Source organism: Micromonospora parastrephiae (assembly GCF_016802865.1).
GTDB lineage: Bacteria > Actinomycetota > Actinomycetes > Mycobacteriales > Micromonosporaceae > Micromonospora > Micromonospora parastrephiae.
Genome location: NZ_JAEVHM010000001.1, coordinates 90,933 through 106,578, shown reverse-complemented (window position 1 = coordinate 106,578; position 15,646 = coordinate 90,933). Strand labels below are relative to the sequence as shown.

Annotated in this window: 16 protein-coding genes; 4 read left to right on the top strand and 12 right to left on the bottom strand. The window is 67.5% G+C overall.

Annotation, left to right across the window (positions count from 1 at the left end):
* Positions 1-323 precede the first annotated feature (323 nt).
* Entirely contained in the window at positions 324-719 is a 396-nt protein-coding gene (locus JNW91_RS00535; RefSeq protein ID WP_255544898.1) for an ATP-dependent DNA ligase, read from the bottom strand.
* Positions 720-1,097: 378 nt separating this feature from the next.
* Positions 1,098-1,574, bottom strand: coding sequence for a MerR family transcriptional regulator (locus JNW91_RS00530; protein WP_203148782.1), 477 nt, complete (start codon positions 1,572-1,574; stop codon positions 1,098-1,100).
* A 114-nt stretch (positions 1,575-1,688) separates the two neighbouring features.
* Here JNW91_RS00530 and JNW91_RS00525 point away from each other — a divergent pair, with 114 nt between their 5' ends.
* Both JNW91_RS00525 and JNW91_RS00520 read left to right on the top strand, forming a co-directional pair.
* Entirely contained in the window at positions 1,689-2,738 is a 1,050-nt protein-coding gene (locus JNW91_RS00525) for an aldo/keto reductase (RefSeq protein WP_203148780.1), read from the top strand.
* Between the two features lie 15 nt (positions 2,739-2,753).
* Positions 2,754-4,055: an MFS transporter gene (locus tag JNW91_RS00520; RefSeq protein ID WP_309244159.1), complete on the top strand. Its 1,302-nt coding sequence runs from the start codon at positions 2,754-2,756 to the stop codon at positions 4,053-4,055.
* Positions 4,056-4,202: 147 nt separating this feature from the next.
* Here the strand turns inward: JNW91_RS00520 and JNW91_RS00515 are convergent, their stop codons facing one another.
* The 4 genes from JNW91_RS00515 to JNW91_RS33775 are packed head-to-tail and all read right to left on the bottom strand — an operon-like array spanning position 4,203 to position 7,894.
* On the bottom strand, positions 4,203-4,604 hold the full coding sequence (locus tag JNW91_RS00515) for a DUF6262 family protein (protein ID WP_203172960.1): 402 nt from the start codon (positions 4,602-4,604) through the stop codon (positions 4,203-4,205).
* Positions 4,594-6,879 carry a tyrosine-type recombinase/integrase gene (locus tag JNW91_RS33375; protein WP_203172959.1) on the bottom strand — a complete coding sequence of 762 codons (2,286 nt, stop codon included), beginning with the start codon at positions 6,877-6,879 and terminating at the stop codon, positions 4,594-4,596. Before JNW91_RS33375 ends, JNW91_RS00515 begins: the two co-directional genes overlap by 11 nt.
* Positions 6,876-7,697, bottom strand: coding sequence for a tyrosine-type recombinase/integrase (locus tag JNW91_RS32955; protein ID WP_309244158.1), 822 nt, complete (start codon positions 7,695-7,697; stop codon positions 6,876-6,878). The genes JNW91_RS33375 and JNW91_RS32955 overlap by 4 nt, the downstream gene beginning before the upstream one ends.
* A complete protein-coding gene (locus JNW91_RS33775; RefSeq protein ID WP_407664226.1) occupies positions 7,598-7,894 on the bottom strand; it encodes a site-specific integrase in 297 nt (98 codons plus the stop codon). Before JNW91_RS33775 ends, JNW91_RS32955 begins: the two co-directional genes overlap by 100 nt.
* A 927-nt stretch (positions 7,895-8,821) precedes the next feature.
* Between JNW91_RS33775 and JNW91_RS00495 the strand changes: the two genes are divergently transcribed.
* Complete coding sequence (locus JNW91_RS00495) at positions 8,822-9,598, top strand: transposase family protein (RefSeq protein ID WP_203172956.1); 777 nt, start codon at positions 8,822-8,824, stop codon at positions 9,596-9,598.
* A 69-nt stretch (positions 9,599-9,667) separates the two neighbouring features.
* On the opposite strand, the gene JNW91_RS00490 is transcribed toward JNW91_RS00495, so the two are convergent.
* The 6 genes from JNW91_RS00490 to JNW91_RS31565 all read right to left on the bottom strand — a co-directional run bounded on the left by JNW91_RS00490 (position 9,668) and on the right by JNW91_RS31565 (position 15,156).
* Entirely contained in the window at positions 9,668-10,693 is a 1,026-nt protein-coding gene (locus JNW91_RS00490) for an HNH endonuclease (protein ID WP_203172955.1), read from the bottom strand.
* Between the two features lie 151 nt (positions 10,694-10,844).
* Entirely contained in the window at positions 10,845-11,810 is a 966-nt protein-coding gene (locus JNW91_RS00485; protein WP_203172954.1) for an MFS transporter, read from the bottom strand.
* A gap of 896 nt (positions 11,811-12,706) precedes the next feature.
* Entirely contained in the window at positions 12,707-13,258 is a 552-nt protein-coding gene (locus JNW91_RS00480; protein ID WP_238423978.1) for a kinase, read from the bottom strand.
* Positions 13,255-14,496, bottom strand: a complete 1,242-nt coding sequence (fxlM, locus tag JNW91_RS00475) for a methyltransferase, FxLD system (protein WP_203172953.1) — start codon at positions 14,494-14,496, stop codon at positions 13,255-13,257. Before fxlM ends, JNW91_RS00480 begins: the two co-directional genes overlap by 4 nt.
* Before the next feature lie 91 nt (positions 14,497-14,587).
* Positions 14,588-14,950 (bottom strand): NUDIX domain-containing protein, encoded by a 363-nt coding sequence (locus tag JNW91_RS00470; protein WP_238423976.1) that lies wholly within the window; start codon positions 14,948-14,950, stop codon positions 14,588-14,590.
* Entirely contained in the window at positions 14,866-15,156 is a 291-nt protein-coding gene (locus JNW91_RS31565; RefSeq protein ID WP_238424045.1) for an NUDIX hydrolase, read from the bottom strand. Before JNW91_RS31565 ends, JNW91_RS00470 begins: the two co-directional genes overlap by 85 nt.
* A 214-nt stretch (positions 15,157-15,370) precedes the next feature.
* Here JNW91_RS31565 and JNW91_RS00465 point away from each other — a divergent pair, with 214 nt between their 5' ends.
* Positions 15,371-15,616 (top strand): hypothetical protein, encoded by a 246-nt coding sequence (locus JNW91_RS00465; RefSeq protein ID WP_203172952.1) that lies wholly within the window; start codon positions 15,371-15,373, stop codon positions 15,614-15,616.
* Positions 15,617-15,646 lie beyond the last annotated feature (30 nt).

The window sequence follows — 15,646 nt, the reverse complement described above, 5'->3', positions numbered from 1 at the left end:
GTATGACATGTCTCGATGGCTGGCACCGGGTCCGGCATCACTGTCACCTCCCGGCTCGGTCGTGGCCGCGCGAATCATCGACGCGCCGTTGTCGGTAAGCGGCGCCGTCGCCGGCGGTGACGCTCCAGGGGTGGACGTGGTGTACGGGCGAAGCGCAACTCTGGGGCGTCCAGGTCGAGCGGTACGCAGACCAGGTCGGCGGTGCCAGCGGGCGCCGCAGCGGGCGAGCCAGCCCACCGCGAGGGCGTGCGTGCGCTGCGGGTAGCGCGGTGAGGTGCGGGCGGCTGGGTGGGGACGGCATGGTGCAGCCGGTGCACGTGCTGTCATCCCAGCGGTCCGGGCTCGCTCCGTCGCCTGCGCGGGCATGGCCGACGCTGTAGATCGATGAACTCGGCGCGGTTCAACAAGTGTTTGCTCACCACCCCCTCGATGCCTGTGGCGACGGTCCAGGTCGTGAGCCAGTCCCAGACCTCCCGCATGTCGGCTGTTTGCGGTGTCAGGGTGAGCGGGGGCGGTGCGTCGGCGAGCAGTAGCTGCAGTCGGGCCCGCCGCTGCGAGAGGGGTAGGTTCAGCAACGGTTCGCCGCTGGCGTCGGCGAGCAGGTCGAAGAGTACGTAGTGGGCGGGGCATTCGCGGGTGAGGCGCAGAAGCCCGTGCCCAGCGGTGACGCGTCGCTGCAACTGGGCGAAGTTCGTCCTCCCGCGTTCGAACACGATCAGCTCACCGTTTATCTTGGGTCCGCTGATCAGTTAGCTGGTTCGTCGGCGATGTTGCGTCGTGGACATGTCCATGACGGTGCCTGTCAATATGCTCAATCAGCTGCGGCCGAGGTTTCCGTTCCCATGTGAGCGCCGTCCAGCCGCCAGGGGCGTCAGCAGGTAGCGGCGGTCCGACCCTGTGGTGGGCGTCAAGGAGCGACCGGCGGCGGGTGGGGCAGCGGGTGGGCACCTTTTCTGGGCGTAGGCCGTCGAAGATGATTGCAAGGTATCGCTGCCACAGGTCGGGCGAGGCGTCCGGCACGTAGCTGGTGACGTAGTTGGGCGCGCATCAGCAGGATGACGTCGGCATTGGTGGCGTCGACCCGCACGGCGCCGTGTTCACGAGCCCGACACCCGCGCGTCGCCGATGCGGATCTCGGTCGGCTGCGCCGCTGCCGAAGGGATCGGAGCGTGACATTGGTGGTCGCCGGCGCTGTCCGGGTTGAGGAGGTCCTCATACACCCCGACCTTGAACCTGATCAGGTCCAGGCACTCGGCGAGTCTGCCGATCTGGGCGGTGACGTGGGCTTGGTGCTCGCGCATAAGCGTGAGTCGTTCTTCCTCGTTTCCGGCTCCCTGCCTGACGAGGTCGGCGTATCGGCGTAGCGCGGGCAGGGGCATGCCGGAGGCGCGCAAGATGATGCAGACGGTGAGCCAGTCCACGTCATCCTGGCTGTAGACGCGGCGCCCGCCAGGTCCGCGCCGCACAGGGTTGACGAAGAGGCCCTCGTGTTCGTAGAAGCGCAGCGCGTGCACACTCAATCCGGTGCGTTCGGCGACCTGCCCGATGCTCAAATTTGTGGTGACCTCAGCCATACCGTTCAGGGTAGCGGCTTGACCTAGAGCCGACTCTAGATCCTAGGGTTCCCCGTGCGATCGACGCGTCGTTCGCTTTGCAATCACGGCTGAACCAGTAAGGGAAGCATCACCATGCGCTATCGCACCCTCGGCGGAACCGGTATCGAAGTCAGTGCTTACTGCCTCGGGACCATGATGTTCCAGGATGGCTGCAACTCCGACCACGACGATTGCGTCCGTATCATCCACGCCGCCCTGGACCAGGGGATCAACTTCGTCGACACCGCCGACATGTACGGACAGGGAGAGTCCGAGGAGATTGTGGGAAAGGCGCTGCGGGGGCGCCGTGATGACATCGTATTGGCCACCAAGGTGCACTTTCAGATGGGCGAGGGCCGCAATCGCAGTGGCAACTCGCGGCGTTGGATCCTCAAGGCGGTTGAGGACAGCCTCCGGCGCCTGAACACCGACTGGATCGACCTCTACCAGGTCCACCGCCCCGACGACTCGACCGACGTCGAGGAGACGCTCTCGGTGCTCAGCGACCTCGTGCGCCAGGGGAAAATCCGCGCTTTCGGCTGCTCGACGTTCCCGGCTGAGGAGATCGTCGAGGCGCATCACGTCTCCGAGCGTCGTGGTCTCGGACGCTTCCGCAGCGAGCAGCCGCCGTACTCGGTCCTGGCCCGCGGGATCGAGGCCTCAGTCCTGCCCGTCTGCCAGCGCTACGGGATGGGTGTGCTGGTCTGGAGCCCACTGGCCTTCGGGTTCCTCACCGGCAAATACCGCAAGAACCAACCCATCGACCTATCAACCGGCCGTCCCGCCATCCGGCCAGCGCTATTCGATCCCGCCAACGCGCAAAACGCCGCCAAGCTCGACGCCGTCGAACAGCTCGTCGAACTCGCGGAAAACATCGGCTGCACCCTCCCTCAACTCGCCATTGCGTTTACCGTGGCCCACCCGGGGGTCACCTCGGCGATCATCGGACCGCGGACCATGCCGCAGCTGGAGGATCTCCTCAAGGGCGCCGCGCTAACCCTGGACGATGCGACCCTCGACCGAATCGACGAGATCGTGCCGCCCGGAACCAACCTGTACAACCCCAACGCTCCCTTGCCCCCGCGTTCACTGACCGACACCGCACTGCGTCGCCGCCCACTCACCGACCGCGCCGCGGCCTGAGCGAGCTGATAGTTGGTGGGCCAGAATTTGAATCGAGAGAGACGGGCATCCCCCCGGCTCCCTCGCGCCTTCCAAGTCCTCTGGTTCGGTGAAGCCGTCAGCCTCTTCGGGACCGCGACCACGGCGACGCTGCTGTCGCTGCTCGCGGCCACCCAGCTGGATGCCGGTCCGGGCTGGATGGGAATCCTAGCGGCGGCGAGCTGGTCACCCTGGCTGATCCTCGGGCTGCCAGCCGGTGCGCTCGCCGACCGGTGGCCGCCCCGCACGACGATGATCGCGAGCGATGTGGTCGCGGCCACCGCTGCCGCGACCGTGCCGCTGCTGTGGGTGACCGGCACGCTGTCGCTTGCGGCGCTGGTCGCGGTCGCGTTCGTGATCGGCTCGTGTGCCGTGCTCTTCCGAGCCGCACTGCCCCGACTCGTCACCCGCGTAGTCGACGCAGACCAGCTCGCAACCGCGAACTCGATGCTGTACGCCACCGAATCAGCCAGCACGATCGTCGGGCCGGGGCTGGCCGGCCTGATCGCCCAGGCCGTCTCCGCCGCGCTCGGCGTGCTCCTCGACGCGATCAGCTTCCTCATATCGGCGGCCTGCCTCGCCCGAATACGCCCCGCGAGCCGGGCACCCGATCACGCTCTAGCCGTGCTGGAAGAGTCCTTCATTCAGCGCATCCGAGCCGGCGTCACCGTCGTCGCCCGCGACCGCTATTTGCGGTACTTCGCCGGCCTGGCCGCGGTACAGAACTTCGGCCTCACCGGCCTGCTGACCCTCCAGGTCCTCTTCCTGGTCGACGAGCTCGCCGCACCACAAGCAGTGACCGGACTCGTGCTCGCCACCGGCGGCGTCGGCGGCGTCATCGGCGGCCTCCTCGGCCCACACATCGCCCGCCGGCTCGGCACCGCACGCGGCCCGATCACGCTGCAACTCACCAGCTGCAGCTGCCTACTGGTGCTGCTAGCCGACCCCGGCGCAGGTGTCGCGTGGATGACCGCCGGGCTGCTGCTATGCGAATTCGCGATCGTCGCGGACAACGTCATCCGCAGCACCTGGCGCCTCACCTACGTCCCCGACCACCTTCAAGCCCGCGTCAGCACCACCATCCAAATGCTCGCCTTCGCCGCGATGCCAGCATCCGGACTCGCCTCCGGCTGGCTCGGCCAGCAACTCGGCATACGCACCGCACTCGCGATCATGCTCGGCATCTACGTCACGGGCGCACTCACCATGCCCTTCGGCCCACTCAAAGGCCGACGCGACCTCCCCACCCCACCCCGGCCCTCGCGGGTCCTCGAAAGGACCGCTTCCCCAGCACGATGAGCTACGCGCCGCTCAAGCGCACCGGGATGACCATAAAGCCACCATCAGCGAAGACCTCGACCACGCCGCGTGCTGGGGCTAAACGTTGATTTCTCGCTGGAAGGCACGAGCTGGTCCTGCTGGGCGCGTAAGTGAAACCGCTGCTCATCACGTATGTGTGGTGCGTCCGACACGGCTATCGCGTAATGCCCCATGCGCAGCGGCAAGCTGCTCTCGGAGTTCGGCGACCTGCCGGGTGAGTTCCTGGCTGCGGCGGTGCGCCGCCTCAAGGCGACGGACCAGGCTGGCCTCGCTCGTGCGCTGCCGGGTGGGGACGGCGACGCCGGTGGAGCGGTTGTTGATATCGCGTAGCCGTTCCACTGCTGCTCGGACATCAGGCTGGCTGTATAGCCAGGCCCGGCTGACCTTCGCGGTCGCGGCGACCTTGGCGTAAGTGACGGGTTCGCCGGTGGCTTCGAGCTGGCGCAGCGCCGTGCGGGCCCGGGCGAGGGTTTGCTCGTGTCGCCGACGCGCCGCCGCGATGAGCCGATCTGGTGTGTCAGCTGGCATCGCGGTGCGCTCCGCCCGTAGCGATTGCCTGCTTGATCTGCGCGATGCGCGTGTCGAGTTGCTCGAGTACGAGTCGGTTCTGGTCGGCCAGCTTGGTCTGCCCTCGGGCCTCGAGTTGGGCGATGAGCGTCAGCGTGCGGTGGCGGTGCGCCTCGTGCGCAGGCAGGTCTTCGCTGGTGGTGATGAACACCGGGCAGGTCAGGCACTTGTTGGAGTGGTCGCAGGTCTGCTGGCGCGGAAGTCCGCAGTGCCCGTTCGGTAGGGCGGTGCGTGATCGGCTCGCCCACTCGACGTCGGCCGGTAGCAGGTGCTGCAGGTCGTCGTCGCTGTCGCGGGCGGCGTCCCATTCGGCGCGGATGGTGGTGTCCAGCAGTCGGGCGTAGTGGGACGCCATCTCGAGGCTGGCGTGATCGAGCAGCTGTTTGACGACTTCGAGGCGGACGCCGCGGTTGACCAGGGTGGTGGCGAACGTGTGCCGCCACTGGTGCGCCGTGATGTGGGCGGGACGTCCGGCTTCGTCGGTGATCCCGCACTTCGCGACCCATGCCTGCAGCTGCAGGTTGTAGGTGCTTCGTTTGAACGGGAGAAGTCCGTGGGGGTTCAGCTTGTTCGCGGGCACCAGCCGCAACGCGTCAACGGGCAGGGTCCGGGGAGCCGGCTGACTGAGGTATGCCGCAGTCTCCGCCGGGTACTGCTCGCGCACCCTGGTCTGTTGTTCACGGATCTTGTCGAGCGCCGCCGCGCTGATGGGGACGTAGGCTTCGCGGCGCATCTTGTGGTTCCAGTACCGGACGTACGGGTTGTCGTCGCGGTCGCGGACGATCGGGTCGTAGCCGAGCGCGCAGGCGTCACCGACGCGCAGCCCGGTGGCCAGCATCAGCTCTGTCAGGAATCGGCCGTCGGGTTGGGGCCAGCGGGGCAGGTGCGCGCGGACCTGAGTCATGATGTGGGCGTTGAGGCCGCGGGCGCGTAGCGGGATCGTTCGCGGGTAGTCCGAGGCGTAGATGACGGCGTTTCGCGGCAGGTCGGGCGCCCAGTCCTCGTGGTCCTGTAACGCCCGGAGGAAGACCGCCAAGGCGCTGATGCTGTCGCGGATGGTGGCGCTGCTGCCGAGCTGCGGTTGCTGGTGCAGCCAGGCGATGTGCTGCTCCAGTACTGGGCGGGTGAGCTGGCGGATCGAGTAGTGCGCTTGCCCGGTCGCGGTCAGGAAGGCCGAGAGTCGGCGCAGCGCCAGCAGATCGGCCGACACAGTGTTGATCGACTTTTCCTCGACGGTCAGCCGCCAGTGCAGCCACCGCTTCGCGCTATCGACGAGCCAGCGCTGCTGGATGTCGGTGAAGTTGAGTTGCCGTGACGCGGCGGCGGGGATGTAGCCGAGACGGCGCAGCTGCCAAACGTCACGGGGATACTCCCGCTTCCAGCCCGACCCTTCGATCAGGTCGGTGAGCTGCTCGACGGCGAAGCTGAGAAACGCGGCGGCGTTCTTGAACTGGTTCGGGTCGTTCAAGTAGCTCCGGAAGATGGCGGTCCAGGAGGCGCGGTCGTGTTCGAGCAGGGTCGTCGCGCCTCGCCGCACAAGCATCCGCACGGCCTGGCTGCAGCTGTGGGAGCCGGGCGGGAACCCGAGTTCGTGGTTGCATTTCAGCGCGTACTGCAGCTCAAGTTTCAGCTGGCCGGGCAGTCGACGGAAGTCCCAGCAGGGGTCGCCGTAGTTCATCACCTCTGCCTCGAACTCCTCGTGCGTCGGCTCGCCGCGGGCGCGCCACCGCCGGTGATGCACTCGGCAGTAGAGCGAGCCGCCCTCCGCGGCCAGCTCACAGTTCGGCAGCCGGCAGGTGGACTGCGGGCCGTCGGTAACGACCACGGTGGTAACCCAGGTGGCGATCAGCGGACGTTTCGCCGCCTTCCACTGACGTGAGTGCACCGGGCAGAGGTCGTCCCGAGCGCGGCCGCGCCGGCATACTGACACGAGGCAGCTGGGAAGGATGTGGTGGTCGCGTAACGCCGATTCGGTCGTTGTGAGGAAAACGTCGAGCTGGGGGCGGCCGATTCTGTGCCAGCGCTGGGCGTGGCCGTTGCACATGCCGTGATCGATGGCCTCCCGGCGGCAGCGGGTTACGGCGCAGACGGCCTCCATGTGTTGCGGCCGGACGTAGATCAGCGGCTCCCGGCGCCATTGCGGGGGAACGGCTTCCTCGAGCAGCACTCGCGCCCGCGCCACACGCTCGGGCAGCGGTTCGCCGGTCGGCGCACCGACAAGATCGTGTCGGTTCACGGCGTCTCCGTCTCGCTCAGCAGGCCGGCGCGGTGCAACTCGTGACGCACGTCTTCGATCGTCAGGTGCGCGTAGGTGTCGATGGTGGTGGACACCGAGGCGTGCCCGAGCAGCTTCTGCACGATCTCTGCCTTCACGCCAGCGCGCAGCAGCCGAGTGGCGTAGGTATGCCGAAACGTGTGAGGAGTCGCAACGACACCGGTCGCCCGTGACAGGCGGGTGAACAAGTCCGCGACGGCGCCGTAGGTCAGCGGCCGGCCGACCGGCCGCGACCACAGCCCGACGAAGACGTAGTCGCTGTCCAGGTCGCCGTACTCGCGGTGAAGGTACTCGGCGTGCAGCCGGAACCAGCCCCAGTCGACCGGGACCTGCCGCTCCCAAGTCTTGGCGCGAGCGCCGTTGGCATTGTCGCGGGCGCGGACGTCCACCACGCCGTCGGCAGTACGGATGTCCTCATGCCGCAGCCCTAACGCCTCCCCAATACGCAAGCCAGCTTCATTCAGCAGCGTGACCAGTACTCGGTCACGCAGATGCGCGCAGCCGCCGATGAAGGATGCAACCTCTGCCTCGGTCAGTGCGCGCGGTGCTCGCATCGGCTCCCGCAGCCGCAGGTCGCTGCGCATCGGCCGAGCCCGCCGCACATGCGTCAGAAACGGCCGGAAGGTACTGCGAGTCGTGCCCACCGGACGGGCAGCGCCGCGGATGACCGAGGCCATCGTCACGCCGTGCCGGGCGTGAAACTCATAGAAGCTGGTGACCGCAGCCAGCTTGCGATTGATAGTCGACTCGGTGCACGCCGACTCCACCGATGGCAGCACGGCAATCTCGCCAGCACGCGCCGCCGGTGCAATCTCAACCAGGGCTTGAACCCGGCCAGTTCGTCGTAGCGCAGATGGGCCCAGTCCAGCCCGCGCGATGTCAGGTACGCGAAGTAGTCCTTCAGGTCGAACGCGTACGCGCGGACCGTGTTCGGTGATCTGCGCTGGTCAGCCAGATGAGAGAGAAACGATTCCACCGGCGGGACCGGCAGATGGTCCTCGCCGAGCAGTGTCCACGACACCTCTGGACCGGCTTGCGACACCACGCGTTGAACCCGCACCCAGCTTCTCCCGCCGTCATGGACACAGCAAGGCTGCGGTATCCACGACGAAGGATGAAGCAGCTCAGGCGCCCCGCCGCGGACAAACTGTCCGACGATCCCTGACTGGAGATAACGCCGTCGAGCACCGTGCCGGCCGGGACGGCCGCGCGGATCGCGCGGGTGATGTTGGGGAAATACGTGCTCAGGCTCGGCCCGGGACTGGAGGTACACCCCGTCGTCCTCGCGGAAGGCGATCGCCCGCCATCCGTCCTTCTCCAGACTCGGGATGTCTCGTGAGACACGGGGTGGGTTTTGCCTAGCGCATCCAGGTGACCAGATCGGTGGGTCGTTGCCGTTTAGCAAGGTGGGCGTTGGGCACTGCTGGGTCTTCGGCCGCGTGGCCGAGCGTCATGATGCCGGTGAGTGCCGTGTCGGTGGGTGGGCTGGCGACGATGGTGTCGGCGTACGGGTTCCAGTGCAGATGCGGCTACGCCAATGTGCAGAGGTCCGGGACGCGAAGCGCTCCATACGCCGCGACGGCGGCGGGCCCGGCGACCTACCTCCGCCACTCACGATGAGTAATCGGTGGATGTGAGATGCCGCCCGGATCGCGGCATGTGAGGACGTTCCTTCAATTAGCGCTATCGTTGGGTCGTGGATCGACCTCGTAGCGGCCTATCTCGCTCGCGGCGAAGAGCCTCCTGCTGAGCTGCTGGAGAAGACGAAAGAAACCAGTGAGCCTTTTCCAAGCTGATCTTGCAGCTCGGGGCCGAGTGTGGCTGGCCCGGTGATCGATGGGTGCGAGGCTCCAGGTAGGACAGCTGCCGACCAAGACTCGAAGCCCCGACCGGGAGCCTCGCCATGCTGTCCTACCCCGCCACGATTCCGTTGTCCAGCCGCACCCTGAACCACCTCGCCGACCGCATCCGCGGCCACCGCAAGCAGCGCCGATCCCGGTGGCGGCGCCTCGACCCCGGTCGACAGGCGCTACTGGCTCTCGCCCACCTGCGCAACGGCGACACCTACACCCGACTCGCGGCCGGCTTCGAGATCGGCGTCGCCACCGCCTGGCGCTACGTGCAGGAAGCGATAACCCTGCTCGCGACGGCCGCCAACGACATGGCCACCGCCATGGACCGGATCCGCCGGCTGGCGTACGCGATCCTGGACGGCACCCTGATACCGATAGACCGGGTCGCCGACCAGAAGCCGTACTACTCCGGGAAACACAAGCACCACGGCATGAACGTGCAGGTCATCGCCGATGCCGCTGGCCGCCTCGTCTGGGCATCCCCGGCGCTGCCCGGTTCGGCCCACAACCTGACCGCAGCCCGAACCCACCGCATCATCGACGCGCTGACCAGCGCAGACGTGCTGACCTCCGCCGATAAGGGCCACCAAGGCGCCCGCGGCACCGTCTGGACCCCGTTCAAACACCGCCGCACCCGCCTGGCCCGCCGGCATAAGTCCGTCAACCGGCATCACGCCAAGATTCGAGCCCTCGGTGAACGCGCCGTCTCCGCGCTCAAGTCGTGGAAGACCCTGACCAAACTACGCTGCTGCCCACGCCGCGCCACCCCGATCGTCCAGGCCATCCTCGTCCTCCAAGCCGCCGAAGACGCCCGTTACCCACGATGAAAATGGCTCAGTGACGCGTACGACGAAGAGGTCCGCTACCTCGACGAGTAGGCCAGTCTCCGGACATCTCTACGGCTGACGCGACTCCAGATCTGCTCTGCCCTTGTCAGTGATCGTGGCGCTGCTGGACCAGAACTCCAGGCTCTCGAAGCAGAGGATCAGACCCTCGTTGCGCAGGCCGCGGATCAGATCCCGCCAAAGCACCTCCGGGTGTCCGGAAGGTGGCTCCTCTCCGAAGAACTCGGCCAGCGGCGCGGGATCACCCGGATGCTCAACGCTGTACTGCTCCAGCCATCGCAGGAACATCACACGCCCGACCTCGCGGCTGACAGCGCCAGCCGTGGCACCCATCGGCTTGCCGTCCTTGTCCACGATCTGGGCCTGGTCGCCAGCGTGAATCTCGATGTGGAGCTCCGGCCACGGCGAGCCCTCCTTGGATACCCCGCCGATTAGAAGAAGCCGCCTCATGTACGCGCCAACGAAGTAGTTGCGCTCGGCAAGTTGGCTGATGTACTCGCCCAGGGCCCTGGCGGCATCGCGGTGCTCACGGACGGTGTGAAGATCGTCGTGGATATCGGCGTAGTCCCTGACCACCTGTAGGAACTCGACCATCAGGTCCTCGTCCTCATCTGGCATACGGTCGGGGATGATGTAGCTGGTCGCCACGCACTCCTGGATCATCGGCCAGAGGGCGTGTCCAGTGGCAATCATGTTCAGCTTCTTCGGCACCGGATACGTCGGGTCCCGCATCAGTTTCATGTTGTCCGGGGCACTGGACTCCGACGCCACCCAAGCTGCGTGATCGCGTTTGATCTGATGCAGCTTCTCCACGGTGAAGTGGTTGGGCTGGTCGTCCACCTGCTTGTGGTGCTTGTTACACAGCAGCATCAGGTTCTCGTGGGTGTCGAGCTTCGACGGATCCAGGCCGCCGGCTCGGGGACCTCCAGGACTCTTCGCCACGATGTGGGCCAGTTCGCCGAAGACCGACGGGTCGTCGTCCTCGGTGCCGGGCGTCAGCACCAGCACGCGGCAGATGCAGCACTTGCCACCGGCCTCCGACCAGACGATCTTCAACGTTCTCTCGGAAATCGCCACAGGAACCTTCACTTAGAAGCCGACTCGGGCCAACATCCTGTCCCACCGCCGACCAAGATCGGTAGCTCGGCTCATCGGCCGATACCTGGCTCATGGCGGCCAGCGACTTCATTGACTTCTCAACCGACCCAGAGCAGTTCTCGCTAGCGAACTACTTGGCTCGGGCGGTCCTGGTCAGCGGCCACTTCGAGTCTAGGCACGCTCGCCTAGCAGCCGTGTTGTCGGCGGCGCCCCACCTGCGGCAGATCCGCACGAGGCAGGGCAGTCCGAGGGCCAGGCCGTACTGCCAAGGGGCCAGGCGTAGATCGCGGAGCATGAACACCGCGATGATGGGCGTGCTGGCCGTGATGGCGCCGCCGAAGATGACGGCGTTGACGAACAGGGCTCGCAGGCCCGCGTGGTGAAGGATTTGCCGCCATCCTTCGATGGCTTCCCGGCGCCGACGCCGGCTTGGGGCGGGTTGGCGCGTTGGTGGCGGCGGTTCGGGGCTGCGGAGGCGGCGGATCCCGAGCGCGGACATCAGGAAGCTCGCGGCGTCGACGGTGATGGACGCGGTAGCGCCGAGCCAGGACACGAGGACACCGCCGATGGGTGAGCCGAGGCTGTTCGCCGTCCACTGGGAGGTCTCGAATCGGCTGTTGGCGGTGACGCGTTGATCGACGGTGACCAGGTGCTTCAGGTGTGCGCCGCTGGCGGCGCTGAACACGATGGTGCCGGCGGTCTGCACGACGGCGACGACGCACAGCTGCTCGTACGTCAGGGCACCGAGCGCGGCGGCGATGGGGACGCTGGTCAGGGCCGCGCAGCGCAGCAGGTCGGCGCCGATCATCACGGGTCGTTTGCGCCGGAACTCGATCCAAGGGCCCAGGGGTAGGGCAATGACCGCCGAGGCGAGGCCGGAGATCACCGCGAGCAGGGAGATCTGCAGGCTCGATGAGTCCAGCAGCAGGATCGCGACCAGCGGCAGTGCGCCCGCCCCGATGGCGGATCCCAGGTGGCTGACCGAGTAGGCGCCCCACAGGCGATGGAAGTCACGGCTCCGCGGGGAAGGTGCCGGTGAGCCCGCCGTGGGGTTGAGGTGAGCCCGCGCAGTGGCATTCGTCGGACTTACGCCCATCGCATCAGCGTCTGAACGTCGTGGCGTGCCTGGCTGAGGAGCTGTCGCAGGTACGCGAGCCGGGACGTGGTCGCGCCGTCTGCTGGCAGCACAATGTGCAGACGGATCTCTCGGCAGACGAGTAGGAGCGCATTGACGGAGTAGGCGGGGACGATCCCGGTGGTGTGCAAGCGTTCGGCGATCGCGGCAGTGAGGGTCGGGCTGGCCGCGGCGCCGACGATGTGCAGCAGCGCGAGGTCGTAGCCGGGTAGGTAGCTGTTGGTGTGCTCGAAGTCGATGAGGGCGCAGTGCCTGCGGTCGAGGAGCAGGTTCGCGGGTAGGGGGTCGCCGTGTGCGGTGACCCGGCCCGGGCCAAGCTGGTCGACGACGGTGTGGAGGGCATGCTGGTCGGCGTCGTCGAGAAGCCCGGCGGCGTGTTCGGCGTCGATCCGGCCGTGGTAGTCGACAGGTTGCGGCAGTGGCGGTGCTGGCGTCCAGGCGGCGAAGGTGTCGAGGGTGTCAGGACCAGTAGTGCGGTGGCGGGGTTGACGTCGCGAGTGAGGTGGCGCTGGTCGCCCAGGCGCTGCCCCGGTAGCTGAGTCAGGACGGTCAGACGGGCGTCGGCGTACAGGACCTGCGGCACGCGTCCGGGGGGCGGCTGGTCGGCGAACAGCTCGTACATGCGTAGCTCGTGCTGGCGCCGGCCTACCCAGTACGGGTCGTCGGTGGTCAGCAGCTTCACGATCACTGGTTGGCCGTCGCGGCGGCCGGTGGCGACGACGGCCTTGTCGGTGCGGTGCACCACCCGTCCGGTGCCCACCCCTGCGGCAGCGGCACGCGCGACCGGTGCCGGAACACGTCATCCGCCTCGTCCGCCGCGAGGCCGGCACTGTCTGGGGTTGCTCTCGGTGGTGCGGTCATGGGACGGCCGGGAGCAGGTCGTCGTTGCGGCCGGTCAACGGCAGGCCGGCGGCGGTGGCGATGCGTTCGATCGCTTGTTCCAGGGTGGTGGTCTCGGGAAGGACGAGTTCGTCGGGCCAGCCGAGGACGTCGTGTGGGGTGTACCAGCTGCGCAGGTGGTCCGGCGATACCTCCGCCGCCATGGGACGTGTTTCGTGTCGCCGCAGGGTTTCTGGCAGTGATACGTCGAGGTAGACAAGGAGCGTTCGTCCCCGGTGCGCGTCGCGCAGCTCGGTGAGCATGCTCCGGTACCGGGCGGCGTGCATGATCCCTTCGAGGATCACGTGGTAGCCGTGGTCGAGGCAGAAGCGGACGTTCTGCGCCATGAGCGTGGGCGCGAGACCACCTGGCTTGTCACGTTCCCTCAGAAGGATCCGCCTAATGTGATCTTGGCCGACGAGGGCGCAGCCGCGGCCGTGCCGATACCGCAACTCGCGGGCAATGGTGCTCTTGCCAGAGCCGGAGTTCCCCCGCAGGCAGATCAAGATCGGCGACTCGGGGTTGCTCATCGGTTGGTCTCCGGCCAGGTGATCGCGGTCAGCGTGTGGCGGCGGGGCACGAGCAGCCGCAACCGCTCAGTGTCGGGCAGTCGCGTGCCGGCCGGGTGCACGGTGATGTCCGGGCCGGCGCCGGCCCGGTACTGCTGATCCCAGGCTGCTATCAGTTCCATCAAATCGCTGGTCAGTCTGGTGGCCTGAGGACCGAAGCCGTGCCCGCCGAACTGCCACGTCGTCGTGTCGTGGCGGCGCATGGTGAGGTAGGCGAGGCTGTCATTGGTCAGCAGGGTGGGGCAGAAGAAGCGGTCCTGGGGATCCAGCAGGCCGGCGGTGCGGTCCCGGTCGACTCTGAGCACGCCGTAAGGGCGAGGTTGACTGGCCAGCCACAGGTGCAGGCTCTCGAGGTAGGTGCCCATGCTCATGTCCAGGGTCACCGGCGAGGGCACCTCAACCCGTGGCCCATCAAGGGCAGCGCGCAGGGCCTCGGCGTTGGCGGTGGTGGTGTCGTCATCCAGGGTGAGAACGGCGTCGTCGCCGCGCAGCGGCACCTGGCGGGCCGGGTTCCGGCCGTGGCCTTGCATCGCGACGAAGCCGCACTGCACAGACGCTGTCGCGACTAGGTGGTCACCTGCGGGCTGCAGGGTGAGGCAGCGGGTGTTGCCGCGCATCCGCAGAGGCGCCACCAGCCTGCCGGCTGGTGAGAGTTGGTCGGTCCACGCGGGTGGGAGGTCACTGGCCTCGACCGTGACGAGCACCGCGTCCCACAACCCGTCGGCGGGATGGCCGTGGACGCCGTCGGCGTGGACCACCTTGACCTGCGGGTAGCCTGCCCGGGCCAGCGCCCGTTGCGCGTGGGTGACGACCTGCACGTCGATGTCGACGCTGACGACCGCTCCGGCCGGGCCGACGACCTCGGCGATCAGCGCGGCGTTGCACCCTCCTGAGCCGATCTCAAGAACCCGGGCGCCGGGCCTCAGCCCGGCGGTCTCCACCATGTACGCCTGCAACCACGGCGCGGAGATCGAACTGGTCGCCTTTCCGTCCGCGCCGCGTCGGGTGACGACAACATCATTCGCATACGCGGTCTCGATGCTGGTACCGGCCGGAGCGAACAGGTGCCGCGGCACCGCGGTGAACGCCGCCGCCACCTCCGGTCGGGTAATCCAACCCTGACTACGCAGCTGCTCGACCAGCTGCCGGCGAGCATCCTCCGCCGTCAACGTCTCGCTCGTCCTGCTTCCCGGTGCCATGAAGACATTTCCTCCCTCGAACGAATATCAGGTGAGCAGCCGGCCGACCGCGACGAGCATCCGCCCGTTGTCGGGATGCGGCAGGTCGAGATCAGGAGACCGGCACGCCGTCTTCGAGGTAGCGGGTCGACCCGTCTGCACGCGCCTGGAGGCATTCGCTGACGCGGCGGGCCAGCAACGGCTGCAACCGCTGGCGCGTCTGCGGCGGGTCAGACCACGCCCACCCCTTCAACTCCGCGGGCGGCACGACGATCCGCTGCGCCTGAACCGCGTCCAGGAAACCGCCGTCGAAGACGAGCATCACACCGTCGGTGCGGCCATCACGGGCCGGCACCCAGTCCACGACGAGAAGACGACCCGGCGTCAGGCTCACGCCGAGCTCTTCGCGGCACTTTCGCACCGCCGCCTGCCACGGCGACTCGCCGGCCTCAACACCGCCTCCGGGAATCTCCAATCCGTCTTGTACGCCGGCTCGACCAGCAAAAACCGATCCTGCGAATCGGTGATCAACAGGCCGGCCGCCATCCGCTTGCGCGGGAGGCCAGCGGTGAATTCCTGGGGTTCGGAGGGCATGCGGGTACCGTAGAACTCCAGGCAGCCGACACGCCCGCAGCGCCGCGCACCGACAATGTCGGCACATCCCGACACCAACTCCAACACCCGCCACCTTGACCGGGTTCGGCGACATCTGATGGTCCTACCTCGCCGCATGATCCGCCGGCTACCGGCCCGGAAAATGTCACAGCAAGCCGCTACGGTGACCGCCCACCGTGAGCGCTCAACCTCGGGGGTGGTGGCCGATGGGCGACAGCGACGAGATCAGTGCTGCACGCCGCGCGCTCGGCCGTCGCCTCGCGCACCTACGCCCGCCGAGGTGTCCGACCTGGCAGTCGCCGCTGATCAGCCCGACGTACTGGCCTGGGCCCACGCCACTCAGAACCTGATCGCCAATCACACCAGCGATCCGCAGGGGGCCCTCAATGATGCGGCGTGCGGCCTGGGTCAGGTCGGAGAAGGCCCATACCGTGTCCGCGTGGTCATTAGCGAGCTGACGCGGCATTGGCCCCCGTCGGCAATGGCCGCGACGTCGACCGTGCCGCCGGAGGTGTCGTCGCCCTGATGGCAAGCAGCCGACAGGCGCACAGGTCAG

Bases quoted from the DNA above. Each gene is read 5' to 3' on its own strand.
- JNW91_RS00515 (WP_203172960.1), bottom strand. From the start codon at position 4,604: ATGCCAGCTGACACACCAGATCGGCTCATCGCGGCGGCGCGTCGGCGA.
- JNW91_RS00525 (WP_203148780.1), top strand. From the start codon at position 1,689: ATGCGCTATCGCACCCTCGGCGGAACCGGTATCGAAGTCAGTGCTTAC.
- JNW91_RS00530 (WP_203148782.1), bottom strand. From the start codon at position 1,574: ATGGCTGAGGTCACCACAAATTTGAGCATCGGGCAGGTCGCCGAACGC.
- JNW91_RS00485 (WP_203172954.1), bottom strand. From the start codon at position 11,810: ATGGGCGTAAGTCCGACGAATGCCACTGCGCGGGCTCACCTCAACCCC.
- JNW91_RS00495 (WP_203172956.1), top strand. From the start codon at position 8,822: ATGCTGTCCTACCCCGCCACGATTCCGTTGTCCAGCCGCACCCTGAAC.
- JNW91_RS00480 (WP_238423978.1), bottom strand. From the start codon at position 13,258: ATGAGCAACCCCGAGTCGCCGATCTTGATCTGCCTGCGGGGGAACTCC.
- fxlM (WP_203172953.1), bottom strand. From the start codon at position 14,496: ATGGCACCGGGAAGCAGGACGAGCGAGACGTTGACGGCGGAGGATGCT.